Source organism: Yersinia alsatica (genome assembly GCF_025133195.1).
Lineage (GTDB): Bacteria > Pseudomonadota > Gammaproteobacteria > Enterobacterales > Enterobacteriaceae > Yersinia > Yersinia alsatica.
Map to the genome: position 1 here is coordinate 2,163,505 of NZ_CP104006.1, position 24,893 is coordinate 2,188,397.

A 24,893-nucleotide genomic window follows, 5' to 3' on the forward strand; every position below is an offset into this window, starting at 1 on the left:
AAGGAAAAACAGTGCCTGTGATTCCCATGTTTAGTCGCACGCCAGTCTCTCTGAGAACAGCACGGTTAACAATGGACAGTCTTAGTGAGCAAGACTGGCCACTGTTTTTACGCCTATACCAAGACTCGGATGTTCAGCGTTATATTTCTGATCCGATGGATATTGCCGAGATTCATGCGCGCTTTGAATCTCGCCTGATGCCATGGGAGAAGACCGCCAACCATTGGCTATGCTTGGTTATCCGCGAAAAAGAGAGCGGCGAGGCCATAGGACTGAGCGGATTTTTAGCGGAATGGTTACCGCTACAACAAGCTGAAGTGGGTTATGCCATATTGCCGTCTTATCACGGCAAAGGTTTTGCTAAAGAATCGCTGATGGCAGTGCTGGAGTTTGGTTTTCAGCAATGTCAGTTTCATAAAATGAAAGCCACCGTCACGGTAGGGAATCATCCTTCACGGCGCGTGCTGGAGGGCTGCGGTTTTCAACTGGAAGGAACCTTGCGTGATAACTATCAGCTTGGTGGGCAATGGTGTGATGACTGGGTATTGGGACTGTTAGCTGGCGAGTTTGACCCACAGCGTTGAACTCCGATGAGTAAGATATTTACTATCAGCCACTCGACAGCTATTCAGCACTGGGATATGTTCATAAACAGACCATTTACTGGTCAGCGTCGCTCGGACGGTCCGGGCGCTAACGTATCCTCGAGGAAATTATGTCTGAACAACCTGCTAAACGTCGTTTTACCCGTATTGATCGTCTTCCCCCTTATGTCTTTAATATCACCGCTGAGCTGAAAATGGCCGCGCGCCGGCGTGGTGAAGATATTATCGATTTTAGTATGGGTAATCCGGATGGCCCGACACCGCCACATATTGTTGAGAAAATGTGCAGTGTCGCGCAACGTGAAGACACCCACGGTTATTCAACTTCCCGAGGGATACCGCGTCTGCGTAGGGCGATTTCTCGCTGGTACGCGGATCGCTATCAGGTGGATATCGACCCTGAAAGTGAAGCTATTGTCACTATCGGCTCGAAAGAAGGGCTGGCGCATCTGATGCTGGCAACACTGGACCACGGTGATACCGTGCTGGTGCCAAATCCTAGTTATCCTATTCATATTTATGGTGCGGTGATTGCCGGGGCGCAAGTTCGCTCTGTGCCGCTGACCGAGGGAATTGATTTCTTCGGTGAGTTGGAGCGCGCGATTCGAGAAACCATTCCTAAACCCAAAATGATGATCCTCGGTTTTCCTTCTAACCCGACGGCACAATGTGTGGAACTGGACTTTTTCGAACGGGTAGTGGCGCTGGCGAAGCAATATGATGTGCTGGTGGTGCATGATTTGGCCTACGCCGATATTGTCTACGATGGCTGGAAAGCCCCATCAATCATGCAAGTTCCCGGCGCGAAAGATATTGCCGTCGAGTTTTTCACCCTCTCTAAAAGTTACAATATGGCCGGCTGGCGGATTGGTTTTATGGTCGGTAATCCAGAATTGGTCAATGCATTGGCGCGGATTAAGAGCTATCACGATTACGGCACTTTTACCCCATTGCAGGTTGCGGCTATTGCGGCGCTGGAAGGGGATCAGCAGTGTGTGCGTGATATCGCCGAGCAGTATCGGCAGCGCCGCAATGCCTTGGTTCGTGGGCTACATGAGGCGGGCTGGATGGTCGAAAATCCGAAAGCATCAATGTATGTCTGGGCCAAAATTCCTGAGCCTTATGCACACCTTGGTTCGCTGGAGTTTGCTAAGCGATTGTTATCAGAGGCGAAAGTCTGTGTTTCCCCAGGGATTGGCTTCGGGGATTATGGCGATACCCATGTCCGTTTTGCTCTGATTGAAAATCAGGACCGGATCCGCCAGGCCGTTCGTGGGATTAAAAGTATGTTCCGTGCTGATGGTTTACTGAAACCGAAACCAGCCACGGGAGAAACAGTTTAATCAATTAGCTATGCAGCGGAGCGCGCAGCCATGAGAAATCGCTATTCATTACCCCAGATAACCCTGCATTGGTTGACGTTGTTGATGGTTATTTTGACCTATGCGGCAATGTTACTTAGCGACTCAGTGCCTGATGAAGACCGGACATTGGTGAAAAACCTGCATTTTAATTTTGGTATTTCCGTCTGGTTACTGATGCTCGCACGACTCTGGTTGCGTCATCGCTATGCCACACCGGCAATCACGCCAAAATTGCCGGATTGGCAGCTATTAGGGGCGCATATTTTGCACTGGTGTCTGTATCTGATGTTCTTGTCATTACCGATACTGGGGGTTTTGGCGCAGGCTTATGGCGGGAAAACCTGGTTCCTGTTGGGTTGGCAAGTTCCACAATGGGTGACACCGAATGATGACGCGCGGGTTTGGCTAAAACAGACTCATGAGTTAATCGCCAACTTGGGCTATTTCGTGTTCGGCGCTCATGCGCTGGCGGCACTCTATCATCACTATATTCGTCGTGATGATACGTTACGCAGAATGATGCCGGGAAAATGATATATAGCGAGCAATGACAAAGGGCGCAAATGCGCCCTTTGTGCTATGTCTGATGGATATTATGTTTTGTCGTAAATGGTATGGGCGAATGTTATTCGACCATCATCATGAAGGTGCCAACCCAAACCACTAACATAATTGAGATACCCATAAAGAAATATTTCATTGAACCACTCCCCCTTGGAGCTACCTCGCCAGTCTGAGTTACTCAGTCACTGTCTGCGAGTTGATGGCGCTAATGTAATCCCAATAGAGAGCGATTTTCAATACTGTATTTTTATGCATTAGATCACAATTTTGCATCTAAACAGTCAGAGATGTTAGTTAATATCTTGAAGTGTGACGCTATTAACGTTTTTTAAAATTATCGCCTAATAACAATTTGTTACTATCTTGGTCTAAATTTAAGCAATGACTTTTTTCGCAATGTTATCCGCTGATTTTTCTGACCATCACCTCGGCTTCAAATCCCAGTAAATACAGGGCTTGTTCCAGCGCTTCAACCTTGGAGGCGTAATATACATCAAGCAAACGATCCATTTGCGCGGCATTCAAACCCAGTTTGCGCGCCATATCGGCTTTACGGGTGTTGGTCGCCAACATGGCATTGTGCAGTTCTGCTTTCAAACGCACCAGAATCGGGACATGAATGGCAATATCTCCGGCTTGTAAAGCCGACGGTGCAGGAACTGGGCGGCGCTCTTCCATCTCTGCTGCGATACCATTCTTAATGCCATCTTGTGCTTCTAATTCAATATCTTCCAGAGAGTAAGTCACTGATTCCAATTCAGGAAAGTCACGATACTGAATATGGTATTCGCCGCTGGCTTCATCAAACGTATAACTGGCTGGGTAATGGAACAAAGTGGTCACTCCTGTGGGGGACAAAGTACGCAAGATACCGGCATTGTACTGGTATCAGCGAGTCGGGGTTACCTATTTAGTGTATTCATTCATCAGGAGGGGATTGCCAGAGGGATTATGAGATTAACTGCATTTCCAACGCCATTGCCGGGCATCTGGAGACACATTCGCCGCAACCGTCACACTGCGCGTCAACTAATGTGGGGGGCTGGCGGGGTTGCCAGAGCAGCGCTTGTTTTTCACAAAAGTCGGCGCAGCTATTGCAGTAGATATAGGTATTCTGACAGGGGTTTTTTAGCATGGGATGAGAGACAGTAGAGTGCGGAGCAGGCGGTGAATCACCGGTAGCACCTTTTAATAAGCCACGAAATAGCCCGCGACGGCTGATAACCCGGCTCTCCATAAAGGCTTTGTAGTAGCGCTCGTCTCTATTCATCTATTTTTCTTGGTCACCGGTACAGCTCATAAGGTTGAGGAAATAAACCTAGCTCGGCTTGCAGTGTTTTCAGATAACACTCGGTAATTGCTGCCAATAGTGGATAAACCGGATACTCAACCTGTGCATTTTTAACCAACTCAAGGTAGCGATAGGCCCAAGGTAATAAATGCTCGGTGAGTAGCACTATTTCTGCGCCATCTTGTTGATTATTATTTGATTGCTGGCTACTAACCGGGTGCTGCTCAATCAAATAGACCCAAGCCAAGAGCATTAGGCCAAATTGGTCTTCAGGTTCGTGGATAGTGCTCTGATTTGCCAACCCCAATGTGGCGAGAAATTCACGATATTGTAGTGTGCTGGCCCCCATCAGGATATTTTCTTTATCCAGATAAACCGATCCCCAGGGTGGCGCGGGCATTTCGCCTTGCCCCTCAAACAGCACCGAAAAATCATATTCCAGTTGCTCTGGAGAGATAGCGGGCATCTGTTGGCAATAATGTGCAATTTTGGCCGGATTCGGCCAGGGGAAGATATCAGCCATCTGCGGCAGTAAGGGCCAGAGGCGCTGTACCGTAGCGGATTGTGGCGGGTAATAAAAACAGGCGCCCAGAATTCGCGGCAAAGTCGTGTCTAGTAACGTCAAAATGTCCTCTCTTCAGGCCCGGTTAATTTAGTCTTGATGAGCCGCAAACTACGGCGGCTCATCGGTTAATCACATCAACAGGCTAAATTACATTGCCACTTGCCAGAGATTATAGAAAGCAATACGCCCGGCTAATTCACCGATGACCAGTCCTGACGCGCTAACCGCCAACGTGGCGCGAGGAATTCTGTCTTTCAGTAAGGCGGCGGCGGCGACAAAGATACCTAAGGTCAGCAGCAGAATCTGAATCCCCCAAAATAGCGTCTGCTGGCTGCTCAGTTCTATTGAGCTTTGCCCAAGGAAGCTGAGGTAGCCCGGTTTATTTACCAGCGTTATGATAGCGCCGATTAGTAGTGCCGAAGCCCCGAGTTGACGTGCGCCGGTGAGAATGGCAAAAGCACCGCCACCCACCAATACGGTCATCCACAGTTGCAAAGCGGTATAGGACGTATCCCAGCTAGGTACGGTATCCAGTTGATAGACTTGAGTAATTGACCAGGCGAAGGCCAGCCCGAAGATCACTGTTGCCACATTACACAGGGCGGCCAGCACGGTATTTTTCACCATCACTGAGAAAAAAACTGTGCCACAAGCCATGGCCACAAACAGGCTGCTGAGCAGAATTTCATTGCTCATGGGCGAGCGGCCAACACCGAGCAGCATATTCATTGCCCGCAGAGGTTGCCCAACATGCAAAGTGCCGATGATTAAGCCGACCAACATCAGAATCAAGCCGACAATATTGGCTTGTTTGAGTTGCAGTGCGGTGGTCAGGCCGAGTTTGTTACTCAACCACACTAAAGCAAACAACCCGACGGCGGTCTGCCCCAGAACGGTGAAAAAAACCAAGGGTAATTCATGCATTTTATACCTCCGCCGGATTCTGAATACTGCCAGATGTATCGCCCGATGGTCTGGCATCACGATGGCCTCGGATCACCAGATTAGGCTGTGTGAGATGCGCGAGCGGTAAGGGTGCAATCGCATTTTCTTCACCGTATTTTTCTCTTAGCAGCGTAATGTCATCGAAATCTAATGCACGTTGTGGGCAGGACTCGACGCACACTGGCTTATGGCCTTCAGCAACACGTTGATAGCAACCATCGCATTTGGTCATCAGCTTCTTTTTGGCATCAAATTGCGGCGCGCCATAGGGGCAGCGCATTTCGCAGTAGCGGCAACCAACACAGAGATCCTGATTGACCACCACCAAGCCGTCTTCTTCACGTTTGTGCATGGCGCCGGTAGGGCAGCCGGTGACACAAGTGGGAGACGAACAGTGGTTACAGGCAATAGACAGATAGTAATTAAACACATTCTGTACCCATAGATTGCCTTGCTGAGTCCAGCTGCCGCCGCCGTATTCATATACCCGGCGCAGTTTTGGCCCTAGCTCCAGGTTCTTCTCATCTTTGCAGCTGATTTGGCAGGTTTTGCATCCCGTGCACTTGGTGGAGTCGACAAAAAAACCATATTGCTTCATTTTTCAACTCCTTATGCGCGTTTAACTTCAACGAGGTTAGTATGCTGTGGGTTGCCTTTCGCCAGCGGTGATGGGCGCAGTGTCGTTAACGTATTAATGCAACCACCCACATCGATGCCCTCCCTGTTGAGATTGCGCCATGCCCCTTGCGGCACCGTAATCACCCCCGGCAATACACGTTCGGTGATTTTGACTGCAATCAAGATGCGGCCCCGGTCATTAAAAATTTCGACCATATCGCCTTGTTGCAAGCCGCGAGCTTTGGCGTCAATCGGGTTCATCCAGAACTGGTGTGGCACAGCTTCACGCAACATTGCCACGTTGTAATAAGATGAGTGGGTATGGCCTTTGATATGAAAACCAGTCATTTGCAGTGGGTAGGTTCTCAGGGTGTCAACATCACTGACCCCTTCAAATGTCGGGCAATATTCCGCGACGGCAGTAATGCGGTCTCCCGGTGCCAGTTGCCACTCTTTCTCCAATGTAGCGAGTGCTTCGGAGTAGATCTCAATTTTGCCAGAAGGTGTTTTTAGCGGGTTATTCAGCGGGTCGTCGCGAAACTCTTTTAAGGCGATATATTGACTGCTGTCGGCAAAGATTCGGTCAATAATACCTTTGTCGTTGGTTTGCTCGAAAGGCGGCAGTGCCGGGTTCTTCTCACGCATTTTGTTATAGCTGATTTCAATCCACTCTTGTTGGCTGTGGCCTTCGGTAAAGGCTTCGCCAATCCCACATTTTGCGGCAATCTCGGCTAAAACATCATAAGAAGGGCGGCATTCCCACATGGGTTCAATCGCATTTTGTAGCCGCGTGACATAGTGATAAGCCCCGCTGGCATAAGAGTTATCAATCAAGTCATTTGATTCGACCCACGTGACGTCCGGTAAGAGCAAATCAGCATATTTGGCTGAGTTAGTCATGTGGTTTTCCCACACCAAAATAAACTCGCATAGCGACTCATCCTGTAAAATCTGGTGAGTTTTATTTAGGTCGGAATGCTGATTGCCAATAACGTTGCTGGCGTAGTTCCACATAAACTTAATATTGGTATCAAGTTTATCTTTATTCTTCACGTGAGCATTTTGGGCTGTCATCTCGGTGCCACGGAAAATGGCATCTGTCCACATAAAGCAAGGGATGGCTGTTTTTACCGGATTGGCAATACTAAATCCCGGCACGGGATATTTCACGTTGCCGCCCCAAGCGCCGGTATTCGTTCCGGCTCGACCAATATTTCCAGTCATCAGGGGGAGCATCATAATAGAACGTGCAGCCTGCTCACCATTGGCACTACGCTGAATCCCCCAACCTTGCGAAATCCAGGCGGCACGGGCATTGCCTAACTCACGCGCAAGTTGAATGATACGAACGGGGTCAATCCCGGTTATTTCACTGGCCCATTCTGGCGTTTTTTCTACCCCATCGGCACCATTACCTAAAATATAATCTTTATAAGAACCATTGGCAGGGGCGGAGGCGGGTAATGTGGCGGTATCCCAACCGACACAATATTCTTGCAGAAAATCTTCATCCGTCAGGTTTTCTTTAATTAAGACATAACCTAATGCAGCAACCAGTGCGGCATCAGTACCGGGAAATATCGGGATCCACTCGGCATTGAGGGTGGTTACACTGTCGGTCATCCGTGGGTCAATAATAATAACTTTGGCTTTACTTTTCCCCAGCGCATGGACAGTTTCAATATATTGCCCGCCACCGGACATCCGTGTTTCAGCCAGATTATGACCAAACATGACCACTAAGTCCGAGTTTTTAATTTCATCCAGTAACGTTTCTTCGGCACCGCCATAAATGTATGGCATTACTGTGTTGATTTGCGCGGTGGAGTAGGTGCCATGCTGATCCAGAAAACCGCCCAGCAAACTTAGCATTCTTTTACAGGCATTGCGGCCTTGTAAATTAGCGCCGGTAGAGCCAGAACCATATTGATAATAAATGGCTTCATTGCCATATTGCGCAATAGTTTTCTTGAGATTATCCGCCACAATAGTGGTGGCTTCATCCCAACTGATGCGCTTGAATTTACCCTCGCCGCGTTTTCCTACTCGCAGCATGGGATATTTTACTCTGTCGGGGTTATATGTTTTCCATCTGACTGAACGGCCACGTAAACATGGTCGAATTTGATGCTCACCAAAAGTGGAATCATCATAAATGGCTTCATTAGCAATTTTAATAATTTCACCATTTTTGACATGTACTTTTAGCGGGCAGCGGCTACCACAGTTAACCAGGCAAGCACTGTATTTAACTGTCTCCTTCGCCGCAGGTGCTGCCGGCTCTGGTGCGGCTTGTACTGAAAAAGGTAGGGTGATTGAACCGGCAATTGCCGCAGCCCCGGTCACTGCGGCAGATGTTTGAATAAATTCACGGCGACTGAGTGAAGCTGTGATAGGTCTCTTATTGTTATTCATGGCATTACCTTTGCAGAATACATTTTTTGATGAAAATAAGCGTTCTTGATAAAAATAAAATGCAAAATAGAACTGTAATGTCTCACCTTAGGAAATAATTTGTTACTTGCATATGATATAAATCAATTAAGACAGCATAACGAAAATATAGCGTTAATTTATGTGAGCATATCGAAGGTTATTAATGATTTACTGCGAGGCATTAACTATTCCCTATACATAAATTTAATATATTTATCGGGCTGACACTGTTAATAAAGAATCACTCTCAAATGAAATGGTTATATTATTATTTATATAGCGATATCAGTTTAATTTAATTTCCCTTAATTGTTTTGAGAAAAGTCTCAATGGATTTTTATCTCTATTTAACGACAATTTTTATTGATATAAAATGAGCAGCTAGTTGAATTAGCATCATATTAATAATGGTTAAAATGAGATAAGAGGAGATCTCCATCACGATTTTTATCTCTGCCCGCTTGCGGTACGGTATTAACATGCTAATTTACTCGCAGTTGGATTGTTACCGTCAATGGCGGGCAAAACCTGATTTAGTAGCTAGATGAATGCTGCTGAGTCGGGTTTTTTTGTTTTCAGGGCTAACACATGCAAATCGCTAAAATACTTAATAATAATGTGGTTATTGTCCTTGATCAGCATGGTCAGGAGCAGGTGATTATGGGCCGTGGTCTGGGCTTTCAAAAACACCCCGGAGAGTCATTGGATAACACATTGATAGAAAAAGTGTTTGCTTTGAAAGATAACGAAATGGTTTCGCGATTAAGTGAGTTACTGAGCTGCATTCCATTAGAAGTAATGATTACTTGTGATTGCATCATCACGCAGGCAACGGCCAAATTGGGTAAGCTGCAAGATAACCTCTACATTTCGCTCACTGATCACTGTTTCTATGCGATTGAACGACATAAACAGGGCTTGGATATCACCAATGGATTGCAGTGGGAGATTCGCCGCTTGTATCCAAAAGAGTTTGCTTTGGGCCGCGAAGCGTTGCAAATCATTGAACAACGGCTCGGTGTACAGTTGCGAGACGACGAAGCCGGGTTTATTGCACTGCATTTAGTGAATGCGCAATTGAATGGCGAAATGCCTGAAGTGATGCAAGTGACGAAAGTTATGCAAGAAATCCTGCATCTGGTGAAGTACCAATTTAAATTGGAATATGACGAAGACGGGCTGAGTTATCACCGTTTTGTCACACATTTGAAGTTTTTTTCCCAGCGTATGCTTGGGCGCAATGGGGTCACCAGTGATGATGATTCCTTGCACGATGCGGTAAAAGAGAATTATGCCGCAGCTTACCGCTGTGCCGGTAAAATTCAGCAGCATATGAAATTGCAGTATCGGCAGGAGCTGAGCAAAGAAGAACTGATGTTTTTGACTATCCATATTGAACGGGTTCGTCGGGAATGTTTTAACTTGCCAGACTAATGGACTAACCCAAAGACAGTTTCCCCACCGGTGATGACATAAGGGGAACAGAGGATTGTTACTGCCGATGGCAGGCAAAACCTGAATGCACTTGTATCGCTTAATCGCGCTACGGAGTGTCTTCAGGTTTTTTTTTGCCCGAACTTATTTGCCCGAACTTATTTGCTCGAACTTATTTGCTCAAACTGACTTACTCAAATTGATTTATCCGAATTTAGGTATCCAAATAAATAATAGCGCCATCGAAGGAACATATTATGCAATACACAACGGTTGCCAGCGAAATCCTCGCCGGAGTAGGGGGCAAAAGCAATATCAACAGCGTAGTGCATTGCGCTACCCGTTTGCGCTTCAAACTCAAGGACTCGTCGCGGGCAGATGCACAAGCGCTGAAAAAAAATCCGGGCGTTATTATGGTGGTGGAGAGTGGCGGACAGTTTCAGGTGGTTATTGGGAACCATGTCAGTGAAGTCTATAAAGCGCTGCTACAACAAGCCGGTTTATCTGATTTAGAAGAGAATGGGCCACTAAAGAGTAACCAGAAAGAGGGTTTGCTCAGCCATTGCATTGATATTATCTCAGGTATTTTTACGCCATTACTCGGTGTCATGGCTGCCTCCGGTATTCTTAAAGGTTTTCTGGCGTTAAGTCTGGTTTGTGGTTGGCTACAACCCACCAGCGGCAGTTATATCATTTTATTTGCTGCCAGTGATTCGCTGTTCTATTTCTTCCCGCTGGTCTTGGGTTATACGGCGGGTAAAAAGTTTGGTGGTAATCCCTTTATTACCATGGCAATTGGTGGAGCATTAGTACACCCACTGATGCTTGCTGCCTTTAATACTGCCGAGCAACCGGGGGCCGAGGTAGTTTATTTCTTGGGCATTCCGGTCACTTTCATCAATTACACTTCATCCGTTATTCCGATCATATTAGCGGCTTGGGTCAGTTGCCAACTGGAGAAAGGCTTTAACCGCGTTTTACACAGCAGCATTAAAAACTTTTTCACCCCTTTGCTGTGTCTGGCAATAACCGTTCCGGCCACCTTCTTACTGATTGGCCCATTGGCGACTTGGCTGAGTCATTTATTAGCCACCGGTTTCCAAATGATCTATTCCGCAGCCCCACCGGTTGCGGGTGGGGTATTAGCTGGGATTTGGCAGATTTGCGTTATTTTTGGTCTGCATTGGGGCTTGGTCCCCTTGATGATTAATAACCTGAGTGTCTTGGGCTATGACACCATGGCTCCGCTGCTGTTGCCTGCGGTAATGGGACAGGTAGGGGCTACCCTCGGGGTCTTTTTACGTACCCGTGATACAAAAATGAAAGCATTGGCCGGTTCGGCATTTACTGCCGGGATATTCGGTATTACTGAACCTGCGGTTTATGGTGTGACGTTACCGTCGAAAAAACCTTTTGTCTTCGGCTGTATTGGCGGGGCGATAGGGGGAGTGGTGGTCGGATATAGCCAGGCTCATATTTATTCATTTGGTCTGGTCAGCATTTTCTCTTTTGCCCAGATAATCCCAGCTAGCGGTATTGATGCCACGGTATGGGGCGCGATTATTGGTACCCTGACAGCATTGATATTTGCCGCTATCAGCACCTACTTTTTTGGCCTGCCAGCCCCGACAACCACAATAGAAACAGACAGTTTATCTCAAACCTCGGTAATAGCAGAAAACCACAGTGGCCTTGGTGAAGTTATCCTCAGCCCTATCACGGGTAAATTATTGGCATTAACCGAGGTGAGTGATACCACTTTCGCCAGCGGTTTATTGGGGGCGGGGATAGCAATTATTCCACAAAGTGGGCGAGTAGTTTCCCCGGTTAATGGCGTAGTGGCGTCATTGTTTAAAACTCACCACGCAATAGGGATTGAATCTGCTGCGGGTACTGAAATTCTCATCCATGTAGGTATCGATACCGTCAAACTCGCAGGCCAATATTTTACCGCCCATGTTAAGGCTGGTGACTGTGTCAGTGCCGGGGATTTACTGTTGGAGTTTGATTGCGCAGCTATTACCGCTGCCGGTTATGACCTAACCACGCCAATTATTATTAGCAATAGTGAAGATTATCAGGATGTCCTGTGCGCTAAAGGAGCATCTATTACTGAGCAAGCACCGTTATTAACCGTCATTCGTTAATACTGATTCAGGAGAGAACCAATGAAACATGCATTTCCAGACAATTTCCTTTGGGGCGGCGCCATTGCGGCTAATCAGGTAGAAGGGGCTTATCTTACTGATGGAAAAGGGCTGTCTACCTCTGATTTACAGCCATACGGTATTTTTGGTGATATTATTCCGCGGGTGAGTGGTGACAGCTATGTCAAAGATGTCGCCATCGACTTTTATCATCGTTATCCGCAAGACATTGCGCTATTTGCCGAGATGGGTTTTAAATGCCTACGCATTTCTATTGCTTGGACGCGTATTTTCCCACAGGGTGATGAGCAACAGCCGAATGAAGCCGGTCTGGCATTTTATGACCGATTATTTGATGAGATGGCAAAATATAATATTACCCCGCTGGTGACATTATCTCATTATGAAATGCCTTACGGATTGGTAAAAAATTATGGTGGCTGGGGCAACCGTAAAACCATAGGTTTCTTTGAACATTATGCTCGCACGGTATTCCAGCGTTATCAGCATAAGGTCAAATTGTGGCTGACATTTAATGAGATCAATATGTCACTACATGCGCCGTTCACTGGCGTAGGGTTAGAGCAGGAAAGCAGTAAAAGTGAGGTATATCAGGCTATTCATCACCAGTTAGTCGCCAGTGCTAAAGCGGTTGCGGCATTACATCAAATTATTCCTGATGGCCGCATCGGTAATATGCTGTTGGGGGGATTGATGTATCCGCTAACCTGTAAGCCCGCCGATGTTCTGGAAACACTGCAACAAAATCGTGAATGGCTATTCTTTGGCGATGTGCAGGTTCGGGGCTATTACCCATCGTATATGACCCGCTATTTTAAGCAGCACGATATCAGCATTGAAATTACAGCAGAAGATAAAGCGGCATTAAAAGAAACCGTCGATTTTATTTCCTTCAGCTATTACATGAGTGGCTGTGTGACTGCGGATGAAGAATTAAACCGTAAGGCCAGAGGCAATATTCTCAGCATGGTACAAAACCCGCATCTTGCCAGTTCTGAATGGGGATGGCAGATAGATCCTGAAGGGCTGCGTATTCTGCTCAATGAATTGTGGGATCGATATCAGAAACCTCTGTTTATTGTGGAAAATGGATTGGGCGCGAAAGATAAGCCGGATGCCAATGGCAATATTGAGGATGATTACCGCATCGAATATCTCAATGACCATTTGGTTCAGGTCAGCGAAGCGATTGCTGATGGTGTTGAGGTTATGGGTTATACCAGCTGGGGGCCGATTGACTTGGTCAGTGCTTCAAAAGCGGAATTATCCAAGCGCTATGGTTTTATTTATGTGGATCGTGATGATGACGGTAATGGCACATTGGAACGTCGCCGTAAGAAGAGTTTCTATTGGTATCGCGATGTAATTCAGAGTAATGGTGGGAAGTTGAAACGTTAATTCAGCGACATTTAACGTTGTATAGCGCATCTATTTTACATCAGATGCGCTAATTATTCTAAAAAGGGAAAATAATGAAACCAATTTTATATCTGACTCGTCAGATGAATTCTGCTGCATTTTATTTACTGACCTCTACAATTTTATTTTCATCATCGGCATTAAGTGATGGTTTAACCGGTAGTGGTGAATATATTGAGCAGCCGACACCAAAATGGCAGGGAATAGCATTAGGGTTTGAACCGCAGCAAGAAGGGCTTCTGGGGGATATGCTGGGTATTCGGCCTATTCTATCGGAGCATGGTTTTAATTACTCGCTCGGTTATTTAAGCCAATTATCATATAACGCGGGTGGCGGTTATAATCATGATAAACAAGCTTCTTATATCGACCAGTTCTCATTAACATTCCAACAAGATCTCGAATTATATACCGGTATTCCAGATGCGGTTATTGAAGGGAATATTGTTAATCGAAATCATGATAACAGTCTGACTCGCGACCGGTTACAAGACCCGCGTGTGAATATAACCGATCTGTCGCAGGAAAGTTTTGGTGGTCAGTCTATAACGCGTCTGGGATGGTTAACCTTTGCGCGTAGTTTTGCCGATCAAAAATTACATTGGCGCATTGGTTTGATGAATAAAGTGCAGGATTTTGACCAAATTATTCCCTGCGATTTTCAGACGTTAGGATTATGTGGCGGTAAATCAGCCAACTCATTGACCTGGTTTAACTGGAATGTCCATTATTGGGGCACCACCCTGCAATATAAGCTCACTGACGGCTTAACCTTAAAAACTGGGGTTATGGAGCAAAACCCAGATGCTCCTAGCCGCGGTCGGGCTTGGAGTTGGTCAACTAAAGGCAGCAAGGGCATATTACTGCCGCTGGAGCTGGAATTAAAAACTAATGCCTTTACAGACTTGCCCGGTATTTATAATTTAGGGGTTTTATATACCAATGCGGAGCAACGAGATCTTTATACTGGGGTGTCTGGTGCCGCCGGTGCTACTGATCCCAATGGCTATCGTTACCATAATAATACCTGGTTCTTCTACGGCGGATTTAATCAACAGGTCACCAAGCATCAAGATGACGCCAGCCGTGGTTTAAGTGTGTTTTACAGTATGTCGCTGGCCGATCAACGGACGAATTATATGCATTATGCCGCTGCGACCGGTATTCGCTATCGCGGCTTATTTGATAGCCGACCTCAAGACTGGCTGGGTTTAGGCGTATCAATGGTTAAGCTCAGTGATCATTATAAAGATAATCAACGCTATATGAATCAAATCAATAATGTCTCCGATTATGCTAATCCCAGTTATTCACCGGTACCGGGATATTCAGTGACTGCGGAACTTTATTATCGTTTCCGCGTGACTTCATGGTTGGAATTACAACCTGATTTGCAATATTGGCACTCGCCAGCAGGGGTGAGTCAGACACAAGATGCATGGGTCACCGGATTAAAAACGGTGATTACTTTCTAAACTGCCACAGATGTAGGGCTAATAGATAAAAACGTGGTGCTTTAATCGGCACCACGTAAGCTGCTACTCTATTGGGTATCGATACTCTTCACTGTATTTACCCGCAGGGAACCAGCGCGATGTTGAATATGAAAAACCGCTTTGATCGTCATAATCTTTTCGGTGAGAAAAATATCCATGCTGTTTTTGAAGTCAGTCTGCTACTGAAAGCCATATTGGCAATCATGGAAATTGTTGCCGGTATTTTAACCTATTTTGTTACGCCACAATTTTTACTTAATGTGCTGCATCGTATTACACAGGTTGATTTTATTGCGGATCGTGGCGATGTCGTGGCTAATTATTTGCTGCATGCGGCGCAAAGTCTTTCCATTAGCAGCCTGCATTTCGCCGCATTTTATCTGCTTATTCACGGCGTGGTTAAGCTATGGGTCATTATTGGACTGTGGCGTAAAAAACTGGGTTATTACCCTGCGGCAATCGTAATTTTTAGCTTATTTATTGTCTATCAAGTTTATCGCTACACCTTTACTCACTCCGTGTTGTTGATCTTGATAACACTGCTGGATCTCATTGTGATCGTTCTGACCGTGCTGGAGTATCGGCAGTTACGCCGCGATCAAAAAGGCCTGCGTGCTATTGATTGAATGGAAATATCAGCGGCGGGTGATACCTTCATAAATGAGGCGCAAACCAAAAGCCCCAACCGCGACGCCGATAATGCCACTGAGTAGGTGCTGAACCTTACCGTAAGCGCGGCGCACTGCAGGGCGGGAGAACGCCATACTGAGTAATGACCGCCAAAGAACTGAGGCGAGCACGATACCCAGCCAGGCAAGCACTTTGGCCCATGCGGGGGTTGTCGGGGTGAGAGTAACCGAGAAAATACTGATAAAAAACAACACGGTTTGTGGATTTGATAAGTCAGTTAGCAGGCCACGGCGGAAGAACACATGCCAAGGTGTCATTGTTGTGGTGGCTACCGCCGCAATCCCCATATGCAGTTCCTGACGATGCCGCACCATATTGTAGGCATACCAGAGCAGGTATAAGCCGCCCCCGATTTTAATGGCTGAGAATAGCATTCCGCCTTCAGCAATCAGAGCCGCCATGCCAAATAGTCCTAATCCCGAATAAATTGCATCGCCTAATGCCACACCTAGCCCGGTCACTAAACCGGCATTTTTACCGGAACTGAGACTGGTTTGCACCACTACCAGCAAATTGGCACCGGGATTGATAAAGGTGAGCACAAATAGCCCGACGGTCACGATAATGACATGCATTTCATCCATTTGGAGTGCTCCGCTAGTAGCAATTTCAGCAGCATAATGCAATCTGTGGTGGCAAACAGAGTCAATGGTGTGCTTATGACAAAACCATGGCAAAAATGTGCACTATGTCACTCAGTCAGCAAAAATATGCGCCTGACCCACTATCGTCAAATCCACCATTAAGCCAACATGGATACCTTCCCGACTGATGGTTTTGATTTCTATAACTTCATCACGCCCGTCAATAGATAAGCTGAGTGTTGAAATAAAACCAGCAAAATCAATGCCAATAATCTTAGCCAGACAGTGAGTGGTATAGTGATGATCGGCGGGTAATGGGGTGATAGTGATTTGCTCCGGCCGCAGCATGACGCGAGTCTGTCCACGGCGTTTTGCATCATCAACTTTAACCCGGCCCAATGCGCAATCAGCCCAACCGGCATCAATATGGGCGGAGAGAATCAGGGTTTCGCCCAGAAATGTGGCTGTCGGCTCATCAACCGGTCGCAAATACAGTTCTTGTGGCGGGCCGACATGGGCCAACTTGCCCCCACGCATCACCGCCACCTGATCGGCAAATGACAGCGCTTCAGTTTGGTCGTGGGTGACCAGAATAGACGCAATATTAGCTTGTGCTAATAGCTCAGCCACTGCTTTACGGGTTGATGCGCGCAAGGCGGTATCCAGAGCTGAGAATGGCTCATCCAGCAACATCAGCACCGGCCGCTGTGCCAGTGCTCTGGCGAGAGCAACTCGCTGTTGCTGACCACCGGATATCTCATGGGGCCAAAGCGAGGACAAGCGACGGTCCAGCGCCACCATCTCCATTAATTCATCCACCCGCCGGGCTTTATCCTGCCGGGTGCCTTTTAATCCATAAGCAATATTGCCCGCGACAGTAAAATGGGGAAATAGCGCGCCATCCTGTGGCACAAAGCCAATGCCTCTTTTATGCGCCGGCACCGGAGTTGAGCTGTCAAAGAGCGGATTGCCTTGCAGGATCACCTTGCCGCTATCCGGTATTTCGAAACCGGCAATAATCCGCAGTAACGTGGTTTTACCCGAACCAGATGGGCCGACAATCGCCGTTCGGCTACCTGCTGGCACCTGTAAGTCAATGCCGTTTAATACCGTTACCGATTGATAAGACTTACTTATTTGTTGCAGTTCAAGTGTGCTCATAATCCTGCTGTACGTTGAGATTGAGAATAAAGAAGCCAGGTCAGCGGCAGGGAAAGTGCCACCATGAGCAGTGCGTAAGGTGATGCGGCAACATAGTCTATTTCGCTGGTCAATGCCCAGAAGCCGGTCGCCAGTGTGCGGGTGCCATTGGGGGCCAGTAGCAAAGTCGCGGTCAGCTCATTGGAGATAGCCAGAAAGACCAATGCAATCCCTGCGCCCGCGCCCGGAGCGGCCAAACGCATGGTGGTGCTCCAAATGGCCTGAGTGGGGGTTTTGCCTAAGCTGCGAGCCACGTTTTCCAACTCAACAGGGGCTTGTGCAATACCGGCACGCAAACTGATTAAGGCCCGGGGTGTGAACATCAATAAATAGGCCAGCAACAGCGTAAATTCGGTTTGATACAGTGGTCTGGCAATCCGGATAGTGATTGTCACCAGCGCCAGCGCGACCACGATACCGGGGAGCGAACTGGTGACATAGTTACAGCCTTCCATGACCCGGTGTAAACGCCCCGGATAGCGCACCGATAACCAGGCCATCGGCACAGCACACAGCGTGATAAGCAGCGCGCCGCTCAATGCCAATGTCAGTGTTTGCCTCAAAGCAGGGAGCAGCTCAGGATTCAACCACACCTCTATCCCCCCGAGATAGAGCCAACGCGTGAGTGTGATAAATGGCACTCCCAGCGCGAGGGCGACCATGGTTAGCGGCAGCAGTAAACACAGTGAGTTGAGGGCGGGGCTCATTGAGTAAGCCGTTTGCCCCCTTGCACTGCCCGACCCGACTCGGGCATAGCGGTTATAGCCTCGGCTGGTCGCTTCGATTAGCAATAATCCCAGACAACATAACGCCAGAACTCCCGCCAACATATTGGCGGCCGGACCATTAAATGTGGATTGGAACTGGTCAAAAATGGCGGTGGTAAAGGTATCGAAACGGATCATGGCGTAGAGCCCATACTCCGCTAATAAATGCAGTGCGATCAGGATTGAACCACCCCAAACAGCTAATTTTAATTGCGGCAATACCACGCGGAAAAATACCGCAGTGGGCGTGCTACCTAATGAGGCGGCGGCATCTTCAAGGCCGGGATCAAGGCGGCGTAATACCGCTGACGCTGGCAGATAGATAAAAGGAAAATAGGCGAGAACAGAGATAAATACGCCCGCGCTCAGCCCATGCATTGAGGGCACCAGACTAATCCATGCATAACTTTGTACAAAGGCAGGGACGGCCAGCGGCGCGATGGCTAGCAGGGACCATATCCGTCTGCCGGGCAGGGCAGTTCGTTCGGTTAACCAGGCCAGTGATACGCCAATAATGGCACACAGCGGTAAGGTGAAAACCACCAGTAATACGGTATTGAGCAGTAATTCACCCACCCGCGGGCGAAAAACGAGTGCCTTGACCGTCGGCCAACCGGTATCAATGGCGATGCCAATGACAAACCCCAGCGGTAGCAGGGAGAGTAACGAAAGCATCACAGCAATAGCCACAATCCCAGAACTTGGCCGGCGGCTAAATTGGCGTTGTGCAGCTTTACTCTGTGGCACAGGGATAACATCGATATTTATATTGGCCATAATAGTAAAGACGCTCGAAGGTTAAACGCCCGTCAGGCAAAGAGCATGACGGGCTAAAAATACACTTTATTTGCAGATTGCGGGGTTACAGCAGCCCAGCTTCAGTCATCAATTCAACCACTTTCTTGCTGTTCAGTTTAGACGGTTCTACTTTAGGCGCTTGCAGATCTTTCAGTGGCACCAATTTAGGGTTAGATGCTGCATCGACGCCAACGGCATATTCAAACGCATTATTGGTGCGCAAGATATCCTGACCTGATTTGCCGGTGATCCATTTGACGAATTCTTGAGCTTCTTTCGGGTGTTTACTGGAGGCTAGTACGCCGCCGCCCGAAATACTGACAAATGCCCCTGGATCCTGATGCTTGAAGTAGTGCAGCTGGGTTTTACCACTGTTCTCACCGGTTTTGGCCTGATCAACAAAGCGATAATAGTGATAGATAACCCCGCCATCAATTTGGCCAGCATTCACCGCTTTCATCACGGTGCTATTGCCTTTGTAAGCAGTAAAATTGGTTTTCATCGCTTTTAACCACTCCAAGGTGGCTTTTTCGCCTTTCAGTTCCAGCATGGCACTGACAATTGCTTGGAAGTCGGCACCTGATGGTGATGCAGCCCAACGGCCTTTCCACTCAGGTTTTGCCAGATCCATAATGGATTTAGGCAGCTCGGCGGCACTGATTTTTTCCGGATTATAGACAAACACCGTGCTGCGAGCGGCAATGCCGGTCCAACGGCCATGCTCAGGGCGATATTCTTTAGCAACTTGAGCTTGTGTTGCGGCATCCAGCGGGGCGAATAGTTTGGCATTATCTACCAAAACCATGGCCGGGGAGTTCTCCGTCAGGAACACATCTGCGGGCGAAGCACTGCCTTCCTGAACCAGTTGATTGCCTAATTCGCTGTCTCCGCCATTCCGTAGAGTTACCTTAATGCCGGTATCTTTGGTAAAACCGTCAACCCAAGATTTCACCAGATTTTCGTGTTGAGCGTTATAAATCACAATGCCTTCATCACTGGATGCGGCATTGGCAGAAAACGCCAATATCATTGAGGATGCTAATAGTGCAACAGGGCCGAGAGCAGAAAAACGTAACTTCATAAAAAGATCCTTTAGCGGGTCAGAGAAGAAAACGAGAGAGCCAAACAGCTCGATTCTATAGAAAGAAAAAAGTAATGATAGTGAAAAGCATTCGCGTTATTTGCTACTAAATGTTTCACTCAAGTCGAGGTAAAACCTTACAGTTCAAGGGCGTTAATATGCTCATCTCTGGGCAACAGATTTATGCGCTGTCCAGTTTCTGATAAATAACCGGTGGTAGTGCTGCATTTACCTGTTTGTGCTAATCAGACTATGCCTTAACATAGCTACCACTTTTTGCATGGTTTATGGGTATCCGATGCGTCACTTGGCTGTCATTCTTCCTTTACTCACTTTGCTCTCTGCCTGTAGCAGCAAGCCGACGCCTCCTGTTGCTGCCACGCCATCAGATGGCCTGATACAGAGCGGTTTTTTACTTGAACCGCAACATATGGGCCATTTGGAAAACGGTGATTTTGCCTATAATGCGGATACTGCCCGTTTTGTGGATAAAATGGTGCGTGAACACGGTTTTGAACGTCAGCAACTGCATGATGTATTGGCTCAAACCCAAAAGCTGGATTGGGTTATCCGCCTGATGGATAAGCAAGCGCCGACTTCTGGTCGCCCCTCCGGCCCTAATGGGGCCTGGAACCGCTATCGCAATCAGTTCATTACGCCAGATAATGTGCAGAATGGCGTAAATTTCTGGAATCAACACCAAGATGCGCTGCAACGCGCCTATGAGAAATACGGGGTTCCGCCAGAAATTATCGTCGGGATCATTGGGGTTGAAACCCGCTGGGGCAGGGTGATGGGCAAGACCCGCATCATTGATGCTTTGGCAACGCTCTCCTTTGCTTACCCGCGCCGCGCTGAATACTTTACTGGTGAGTTGGAAACCTTTCTGTTGATGGCGCGTGCTGAGGGTAAAGATCCGCTCAGTCTGCGCGGTTCTTATGCCGGTGCGATGGGCTATGGCCAATTTATGCCTTCATCGTTCAAGAGTTATGCTGTTGATTTTGATGGTAATGGGCATATTAATCTGTGGGACCCAGTGGATGCGATTGGCAGTGTAGCCAATTATTTCAAGTCTCACGGCTGGACCAAAGGGGCGGCGGTGGCGATACCCGCGAGTGGGCAAGCGCCTAATCTCGACAATGGCTTTAAAACCAAATATCCGGTATCAACATTGTCTGCCGCGGGGCTAAGCCCAACCAGTTCACTGGGTGAATATCAAGAAGCAAGTCTACTGCGCTTTGATGTTGGTTCCGGTTATCAATATTGGTACGGTTTGCCAAACTTCTACACGATTACCCGTTATAACCACAGCACCCACTACGCCATGGCCGTTTGGCAGTTGGGGGAGGCAGTCGGTCGGGCAAGAAATCTATAGGGTATTTGGTCGACTGCACAGAGTTGCTTGAATCACATAAAAATGGCCACACTGAGTGGCCATTTTTACTGCAACATTATTCATCACATTAGGTGTGAAATGTCATCTGGATTAACCGATGGTGGGGATTTTCGCCAGCCACGGGTTAACCAAAGTAGATAGATAAAACCTGCCAACAACCACAATAAACCCACCTCCAGCGCGCGCTGTTCAAGATGAACCCACAGCCATACCGACATCACAAACCCCATCATCGGCAATAGTCCATATTTGAACATGGCGGCGGAACCGCGACGTTTCTCATTGATAATAAAGTGCTTAATTACACTCAAATTAACAAAGGTGAATGCGCCAAGCGCACCAAAACTGATCATCGACACCACTAAGTTCAGATCAAGGAACAGGGCCAGTAACGAGATAGTGGCCACGAACAAAATTGCTCTCCACGGCGTGTGGAATTTACGGTGCAGATGGAAGAATATTTTGCGGGGTAATACCCCTTCACGCCCCATGGCATAGAAGATGCGGGACACGCTGGTTTGCGCAGTCATTGCCGAGGCATAAACACCGGTCAGATAAGTGGCCATAAAGAAGTTATACATCCACTTACCGCCGACATGCTCGGAGATAATCAGGCTGGCGGTATCCTGATGGGGAATTAATGACTGCCAATCCGGATACGCCAAATGCGCGGCATAGGAGACGGCAATAAAGATGGCTCCGGCACTGATCACGGTAAATAAAATGGCACGCGGCAAGGTGCGTTTAGCATCATGTGCCTCTTCTGCCATCGTGGCGATGGCATCAAAGCCAAGGAAGGCCAGACAGAGCACTGCGGCACCGGAGAGCAAGCCAGAGAAGTCGCCAGCATCCACCAGTAAAGGCTTCATTAATGCCTCAGGGCTTAAATCTGCCTGGCTGAAAGAGAGCGCAATAAATAAGACGATAAACACCATCTGCGCGGCGATCAGGGTGAAATTTACCGAAGTGAGTAGGCGTACGCCAAGAATATTTAACAGACTGACACTGACGATGGAGGCAATAATAAATACCGGCGCAGGGATCGCCGGAAACGCCTCATGCAAGAAAATGCCTAACACCAGATAATTAAGGATTGGCAGGAACAGATAATCCAAAATTTGTGCCCAACCCACCAGAAAACCGGTTTTCCCGCCAAAACTGCGTTGCACATAAGAATAGGCGGAACCTGATAGCGGCATGGCGCTGGTCATCCGACAGTAACTTAGGGCGGTAAACAGAATGGTGGCAACAGTGACCAGATAGGCAATAGGTAAGTGCCCCTGACTTAATACAGTCACCTGTCCATAGGTGGTAAAAACGCCTAAAGGCACCATATAGGCAAGCCCGAAAGCAACGAGCGCGGGGGTTTTAAGCACTCTGCGTAGCTGAATATTTTGTGGCATTACCCTATCATCTCCTGGTGTAAACAAGCACCGTTGCGCTGCATTTTTATGCAGCTGTAAAACATAAAGGAGCGGATTTTGACACAAGGTCTGGAGTAACGCCAATCACTTCCTACTTGTGTGGCATTTGTGTGGCACGATTGCACTGATTTTGCTGGCCCACCGATTTAACTCAGTGAGCCAGAACCTGATTAACTGGCGGTTATCAACCCTGATAAACCACGTTTCCGCCAATCAAGGTGCATTCCACTTGGGTCTGATAAATCGTCTCTGGCGGTTGCTCAAACAGGTTATTCTTCAGAATGATGATGTCGGCAAATTTACCTGCTTCCAGAGAGCCGATATAGTGCTCTTTAGCAATCATATATGCGGCATCAATGGTGGCTGAGCGCAATGCCTCAATCAGTGTCAGGTCGCGGTCATTATCCAGACGAGGGCCGGCTGGATTGCCATCAAGATCCCATGCTCGGCGGGTCATCCCCACTTGCAGGTTGTACCATTCATCCAGACGGTCAATCGGCCAGTCACTGCCATAAGCAATTCGCGCCCCCGCATCCAGGAAGCGCGCCGCCGGCTCCATGTGCTGGAAGCGAGTTTCGCCTAGCATTTCGCGCTCTTCATCAATCAGCACGCCCGGTAGGCCACCCCACTGGAAAGAGAGCACCGCAGTTGCCCCCAGTTTGGCAAAACGGTCATATTGATGGGCGGCGACCAGCTCGTTGTGCGCCAATCCCGGCCGGATATCTTTGCCCGGCATTGCAGCGCGCATCTGCTCCACCGCATCCAGCACCATCTCGATGGCGCCATCACCCACGGTGTGAGTATGGGGATGCAGACCCGCTCGTGCGCATTCCAGAATCACGGCATTGACTACCGATGCGCTAAAGTAGAGATCGCCATAATGGTCAGTATCTTGCCAGTCTGGCTTATCTGGCGTGCCACGGTTAGCACGATAAGGCTCCAGTAGGGCGGCGGTCATGGTCGGCGGCTGTAACACTCCATCGATAAACAGTTTTAAGTGGTTGACGGCAAACCCCGGTGCTGGAGTCCATTCGTCGCTGCCCCACTGGCGAGCAAACTCCGCCACTTCCTGCACCACGCGCGCGGCATCTTCTGGCCCCTGCAAACTGTCTGGCGTCACTTCTTTCGCGCCCAGCACCCGCAAAGTGAGTTCATTGCGCTCATATAACTGGCGGAATGCTAACAATTGCTCGGCAAATACACGGGTATCCATCACTGTCGTGACCCCCTGAGCATTCAGCACTTGCTGTACGTGGGCGGCAATTTGCACATTCTTTTCCGCAGTTGCGGCGGGAATGCTGTCAAAAGCCCGCATCGCTGGGGCATCTTCTAAAATGCCAGTGAGTTTACCCTGTGCATCGCGGGCTATTTTGCCGTCTGGCGGCACTGGGGTATTTTCGTCAATGCCCAATAACTCGAGTGCGCGACTGTTGGCGGCCAGTGTGTGGCAGTCATTAGAGAATAGCGCCACCGGGCGGCGAGTATTCAGTGAGTCCAGTGCGTTACGGCTCATATCCGCCCCGACTGGCGTCATGGCCTGACGTTGCCAGGCCCGGACCGTCAGCCAGTCATTTTCGCCTTTAAAAGGATCGTTATCGAGATGCTGTTGAATAATATCCAGCGTCTGCTCAACACTCAGTGCGGCATAATTAAGGTTACAACCGATCAGCTGCTTCCCGCCCCAAAATGGGTGCATATGGCTGTCGATCAGGCCGGGCATCATAAATTTGCCAGCCAGATCAATCAGACGAGTCTTCGGGGAGGCAAATTGCTGGGTAAGTTCATCGCCACCTGTGGCGAGAATATAGCCTTGGGCAATAGCGATGGCGCTGCATACCTGGTTATTGGCATCTGCGGTGTAAATCGTGCCGTTGTAGTAAATAACATCGGCGACAGTAGATTGTTGAGTCATGCTCGGTTCCCAAAGCAAAGTATCCCGAGCACAACATCAATAAATTGGCGGGGATAAAGAGGGGTCAAATTGCCATTATAGCTTTTATCTCCGGCAAAAACCGTCGGAGTGAGATGCTGGTTGCGGCAGGTTTTAT

General features: G+C 48.2%; 22 protein-coding genes. 9 read left to right on the forward strand and 13 right to left on the reverse strand.

What is annotated here, in order from left to right; translation table 11 throughout:
- Positions 1-71: 71 nt before the first annotated feature.
- The 3 genes from N0H69_RS09600 to N0H69_RS09610 all read left to right on the forward strand — a co-directional run bounded on the left by N0H69_RS09600 (position 72) and on the right by N0H69_RS09610 (position 2,503).
- Positions 72-584, forward strand: coding sequence for a GNAT family N-acetyltransferase (locus N0H69_RS09600; protein ID WP_050109415.1), 513 nt, complete (start codon positions 72-74; stop codon positions 582-584).
- Between the two features lie 131 nt (positions 585-715).
- On the forward strand, positions 716-1,948 hold the full coding sequence (gene alaC, locus N0H69_RS09605; protein ID WP_050120747.1) for an alanine transaminase: 1,233 nt from the start codon (positions 716-718) through the stop codon (positions 1,946-1,948).
- 30 nt (positions 1,949-1,978) lie between these two features.
- Positions 1,979-2,503, forward strand: coding sequence for a cytochrome b (locus N0H69_RS09610; RefSeq protein WP_050151949.1), 525 nt, complete (start codon positions 1,979-1,981; stop codon positions 2,501-2,503).
- 91 nt (positions 2,504-2,594) lie between these two features.
- Here the strand turns inward: N0H69_RS09610 and ypdK are convergent, their stop codons facing one another.
- The 7 genes from ypdK to N0H69_RS09645 form a co-directional block, all read right to left on the reverse strand.
- Complete coding sequence (gene ypdK / locus N0H69_RS09615; RefSeq protein WP_098057507.1) at positions 2,595-2,669, reverse strand: membrane protein YpdK; 75 nt, start codon at positions 2,667-2,669, stop codon at positions 2,595-2,597.
- A gap of 263 nt (positions 2,670-2,932) precedes the next feature.
- On the reverse strand, positions 2,933-3,367 hold the full coding sequence (locus N0H69_RS09620; RefSeq protein ID WP_050145495.1) for a type II toxin-antitoxin system HicB family antitoxin: 435 nt from the start codon (positions 3,365-3,367) through the stop codon (positions 2,933-2,935).
- A gap of 115 nt (positions 3,368-3,482) precedes the next feature.
- Complete coding sequence (locus N0H69_RS09625) at positions 3,483-3,803, reverse strand: 4Fe-4S binding protein (protein WP_050109421.1); 321 nt, start codon at positions 3,801-3,803, stop codon at positions 3,483-3,485.
- A gap of 13 nt (positions 3,804-3,816) precedes the next feature.
- On the reverse strand, positions 3,817-4,449 hold the full coding sequence (locus N0H69_RS09630; protein WP_050109422.1) for a TorD/DmsD family molecular chaperone: 633 nt from the start codon (positions 4,447-4,449) through the stop codon (positions 3,817-3,819).
- Positions 4,450-4,536: 87 nt separating this feature from the next.
- Positions 4,537-5,313 (reverse strand): dimethyl sulfoxide reductase anchor subunit family protein, encoded by a 777-nt coding sequence (locus N0H69_RS09635; protein WP_050145494.1) that lies wholly within the window; start codon positions 5,311-5,313, stop codon positions 4,537-4,539.
- Position 5,314: 1 nt separating this feature from the next.
- Positions 5,315-5,932, reverse strand: a complete 618-nt coding sequence (locus tag N0H69_RS09640; RefSeq protein ID WP_050120751.1) for a DMSO/selenate family reductase complex B subunit — start codon at positions 5,930-5,932, stop codon at positions 5,315-5,317.
- A gap of 11 nt (positions 5,933-5,943) precedes the next feature.
- Complete coding sequence (locus tag N0H69_RS09645) at positions 5,944-8,367, reverse strand: DmsA/YnfE/YnfF family dimethyl sulfoxide reductase (protein WP_259705581.1); 2,424 nt, start codon at positions 8,365-8,367, stop codon at positions 5,944-5,946.
- Positions 8,368-8,976: 609 nt separating this feature from the next.
- Between N0H69_RS09645 and licT the strand changes: the two genes are divergently transcribed.
- The 5 genes from licT to N0H69_RS09670 all read left to right on the forward strand — a co-directional run bounded on the left by licT (position 8,977) and on the right by N0H69_RS09670 (position 15,531).
- Entirely contained in the window at positions 8,977-9,822 is an 846-nt protein-coding gene (licT, locus tag N0H69_RS09650) for a BglG family transcription antiterminator LicT (protein ID WP_050109426.1), read from the forward strand.
- Between the two features lie 257 nt (positions 9,823-10,079).
- The gene (gene bglF, locus N0H69_RS09655; RefSeq protein ID WP_050132861.1) at positions 10,080-11,969 is read left to right on the forward strand and encodes a PTS beta-glucoside transporter subunit IIABC; all 1,890 of its coding nucleotides are present in this window, start codon (positions 10,080-10,082) and stop codon (positions 11,967-11,969) included.
- 21 nt (positions 11,970-11,990) lie between these two features.
- Positions 11,991-13,388, forward strand: coding sequence for a glycoside hydrolase family 1 protein (locus N0H69_RS09660; protein WP_050109429.1), 1,398 nt, complete (start codon positions 11,991-11,993; stop codon positions 13,386-13,388).
- 74 nt (positions 13,389-13,462) lie between these two features.
- The gene (locus N0H69_RS09665) at positions 13,463-14,884 is read left to right on the forward strand and encodes a carbohydrate porin (RefSeq protein ID WP_050109430.1); all 1,422 of its coding nucleotides are present in this window, start codon (positions 13,463-13,465) and stop codon (positions 14,882-14,884) included.
- Positions 14,885-15,003: 119 nt separating this feature from the next.
- Positions 15,004-15,531 (forward strand): DUF2127 domain-containing protein, encoded by a 528-nt coding sequence (locus N0H69_RS09670; RefSeq protein ID WP_050151951.1) that lies wholly within the window; start codon positions 15,004-15,006, stop codon positions 15,529-15,531.
- Between the two features lie 9 nt (positions 15,532-15,540).
- On the opposite strand, the gene N0H69_RS09675 is transcribed toward N0H69_RS09670, so the two are convergent.
- From N0H69_RS09675 to N0H69_RS09690, 4 genes are all read right to left on the reverse strand, one after another.
- Positions 15,541-16,179, reverse strand: a complete 639-nt coding sequence (locus tag N0H69_RS09675) for a LysE family transporter (RefSeq protein ID WP_050132868.1) — start codon at positions 16,177-16,179, stop codon at positions 15,541-15,543.
- A 111-nt stretch (positions 16,180-16,290) separates the two neighbouring features.
- Positions 16,291-17,340, reverse strand: a complete 1,050-nt coding sequence (locus N0H69_RS09680) for an ABC transporter ATP-binding protein (protein WP_050151952.1) — start codon at positions 17,338-17,340, stop codon at positions 16,291-16,293.
- The gene (locus N0H69_RS09685; RefSeq protein ID WP_050120758.1) at positions 17,337-18,923 is read right to left on the reverse strand and encodes an ABC transporter permease; all 1,587 of its coding nucleotides are present in this window, start codon (positions 18,921-18,923) and stop codon (positions 17,337-17,339) included. Before N0H69_RS09685 ends, N0H69_RS09680 begins: the two co-directional genes overlap by 4 nt.
- Before the next feature lie 85 nt (positions 18,924-19,008).
- Positions 19,009-20,025, reverse strand: a complete 1,017-nt coding sequence (locus tag N0H69_RS09690; RefSeq protein WP_050109439.1) for an iron ABC transporter substrate-binding protein — start codon at positions 20,023-20,025, stop codon at positions 19,009-19,011.
- A gap of 298 nt (positions 20,026-20,323) precedes the next feature.
- On the opposite strand from N0H69_RS09690, the gene mltB reads away from it, so the two are divergent.
- Entirely contained in the window at positions 20,324-21,400 is a 1,077-nt protein-coding gene (gene mltB, locus N0H69_RS09695; RefSeq protein ID WP_050145489.1) for a lytic murein transglycosylase B, read from the forward strand.
- A gap of 83 nt (positions 21,401-21,483) precedes the next feature.
- Here the strand turns inward: mltB and N0H69_RS09700 are convergent, their stop codons facing one another.
- Both N0H69_RS09700 and N0H69_RS09705 read right to left on the reverse strand, forming a co-directional pair.
- Positions 21,484-22,824 carry an APC family permease gene (locus N0H69_RS09700; protein ID WP_050109444.1) on the reverse strand — a complete coding sequence of 447 codons (1,341 nt, stop codon included), beginning with the start codon at positions 22,822-22,824 and terminating at the stop codon, positions 21,484-21,486.
- Positions 22,825-23,029: 205 nt separating this feature from the next.
- Entirely contained in the window at positions 23,030-24,757 is a 1,728-nt protein-coding gene (locus tag N0H69_RS09705; protein WP_050151953.1) for an amidohydrolase, read from the reverse strand.
- Between the last annotated feature and the right edge of the window lie 136 nt (positions 24,758-24,893).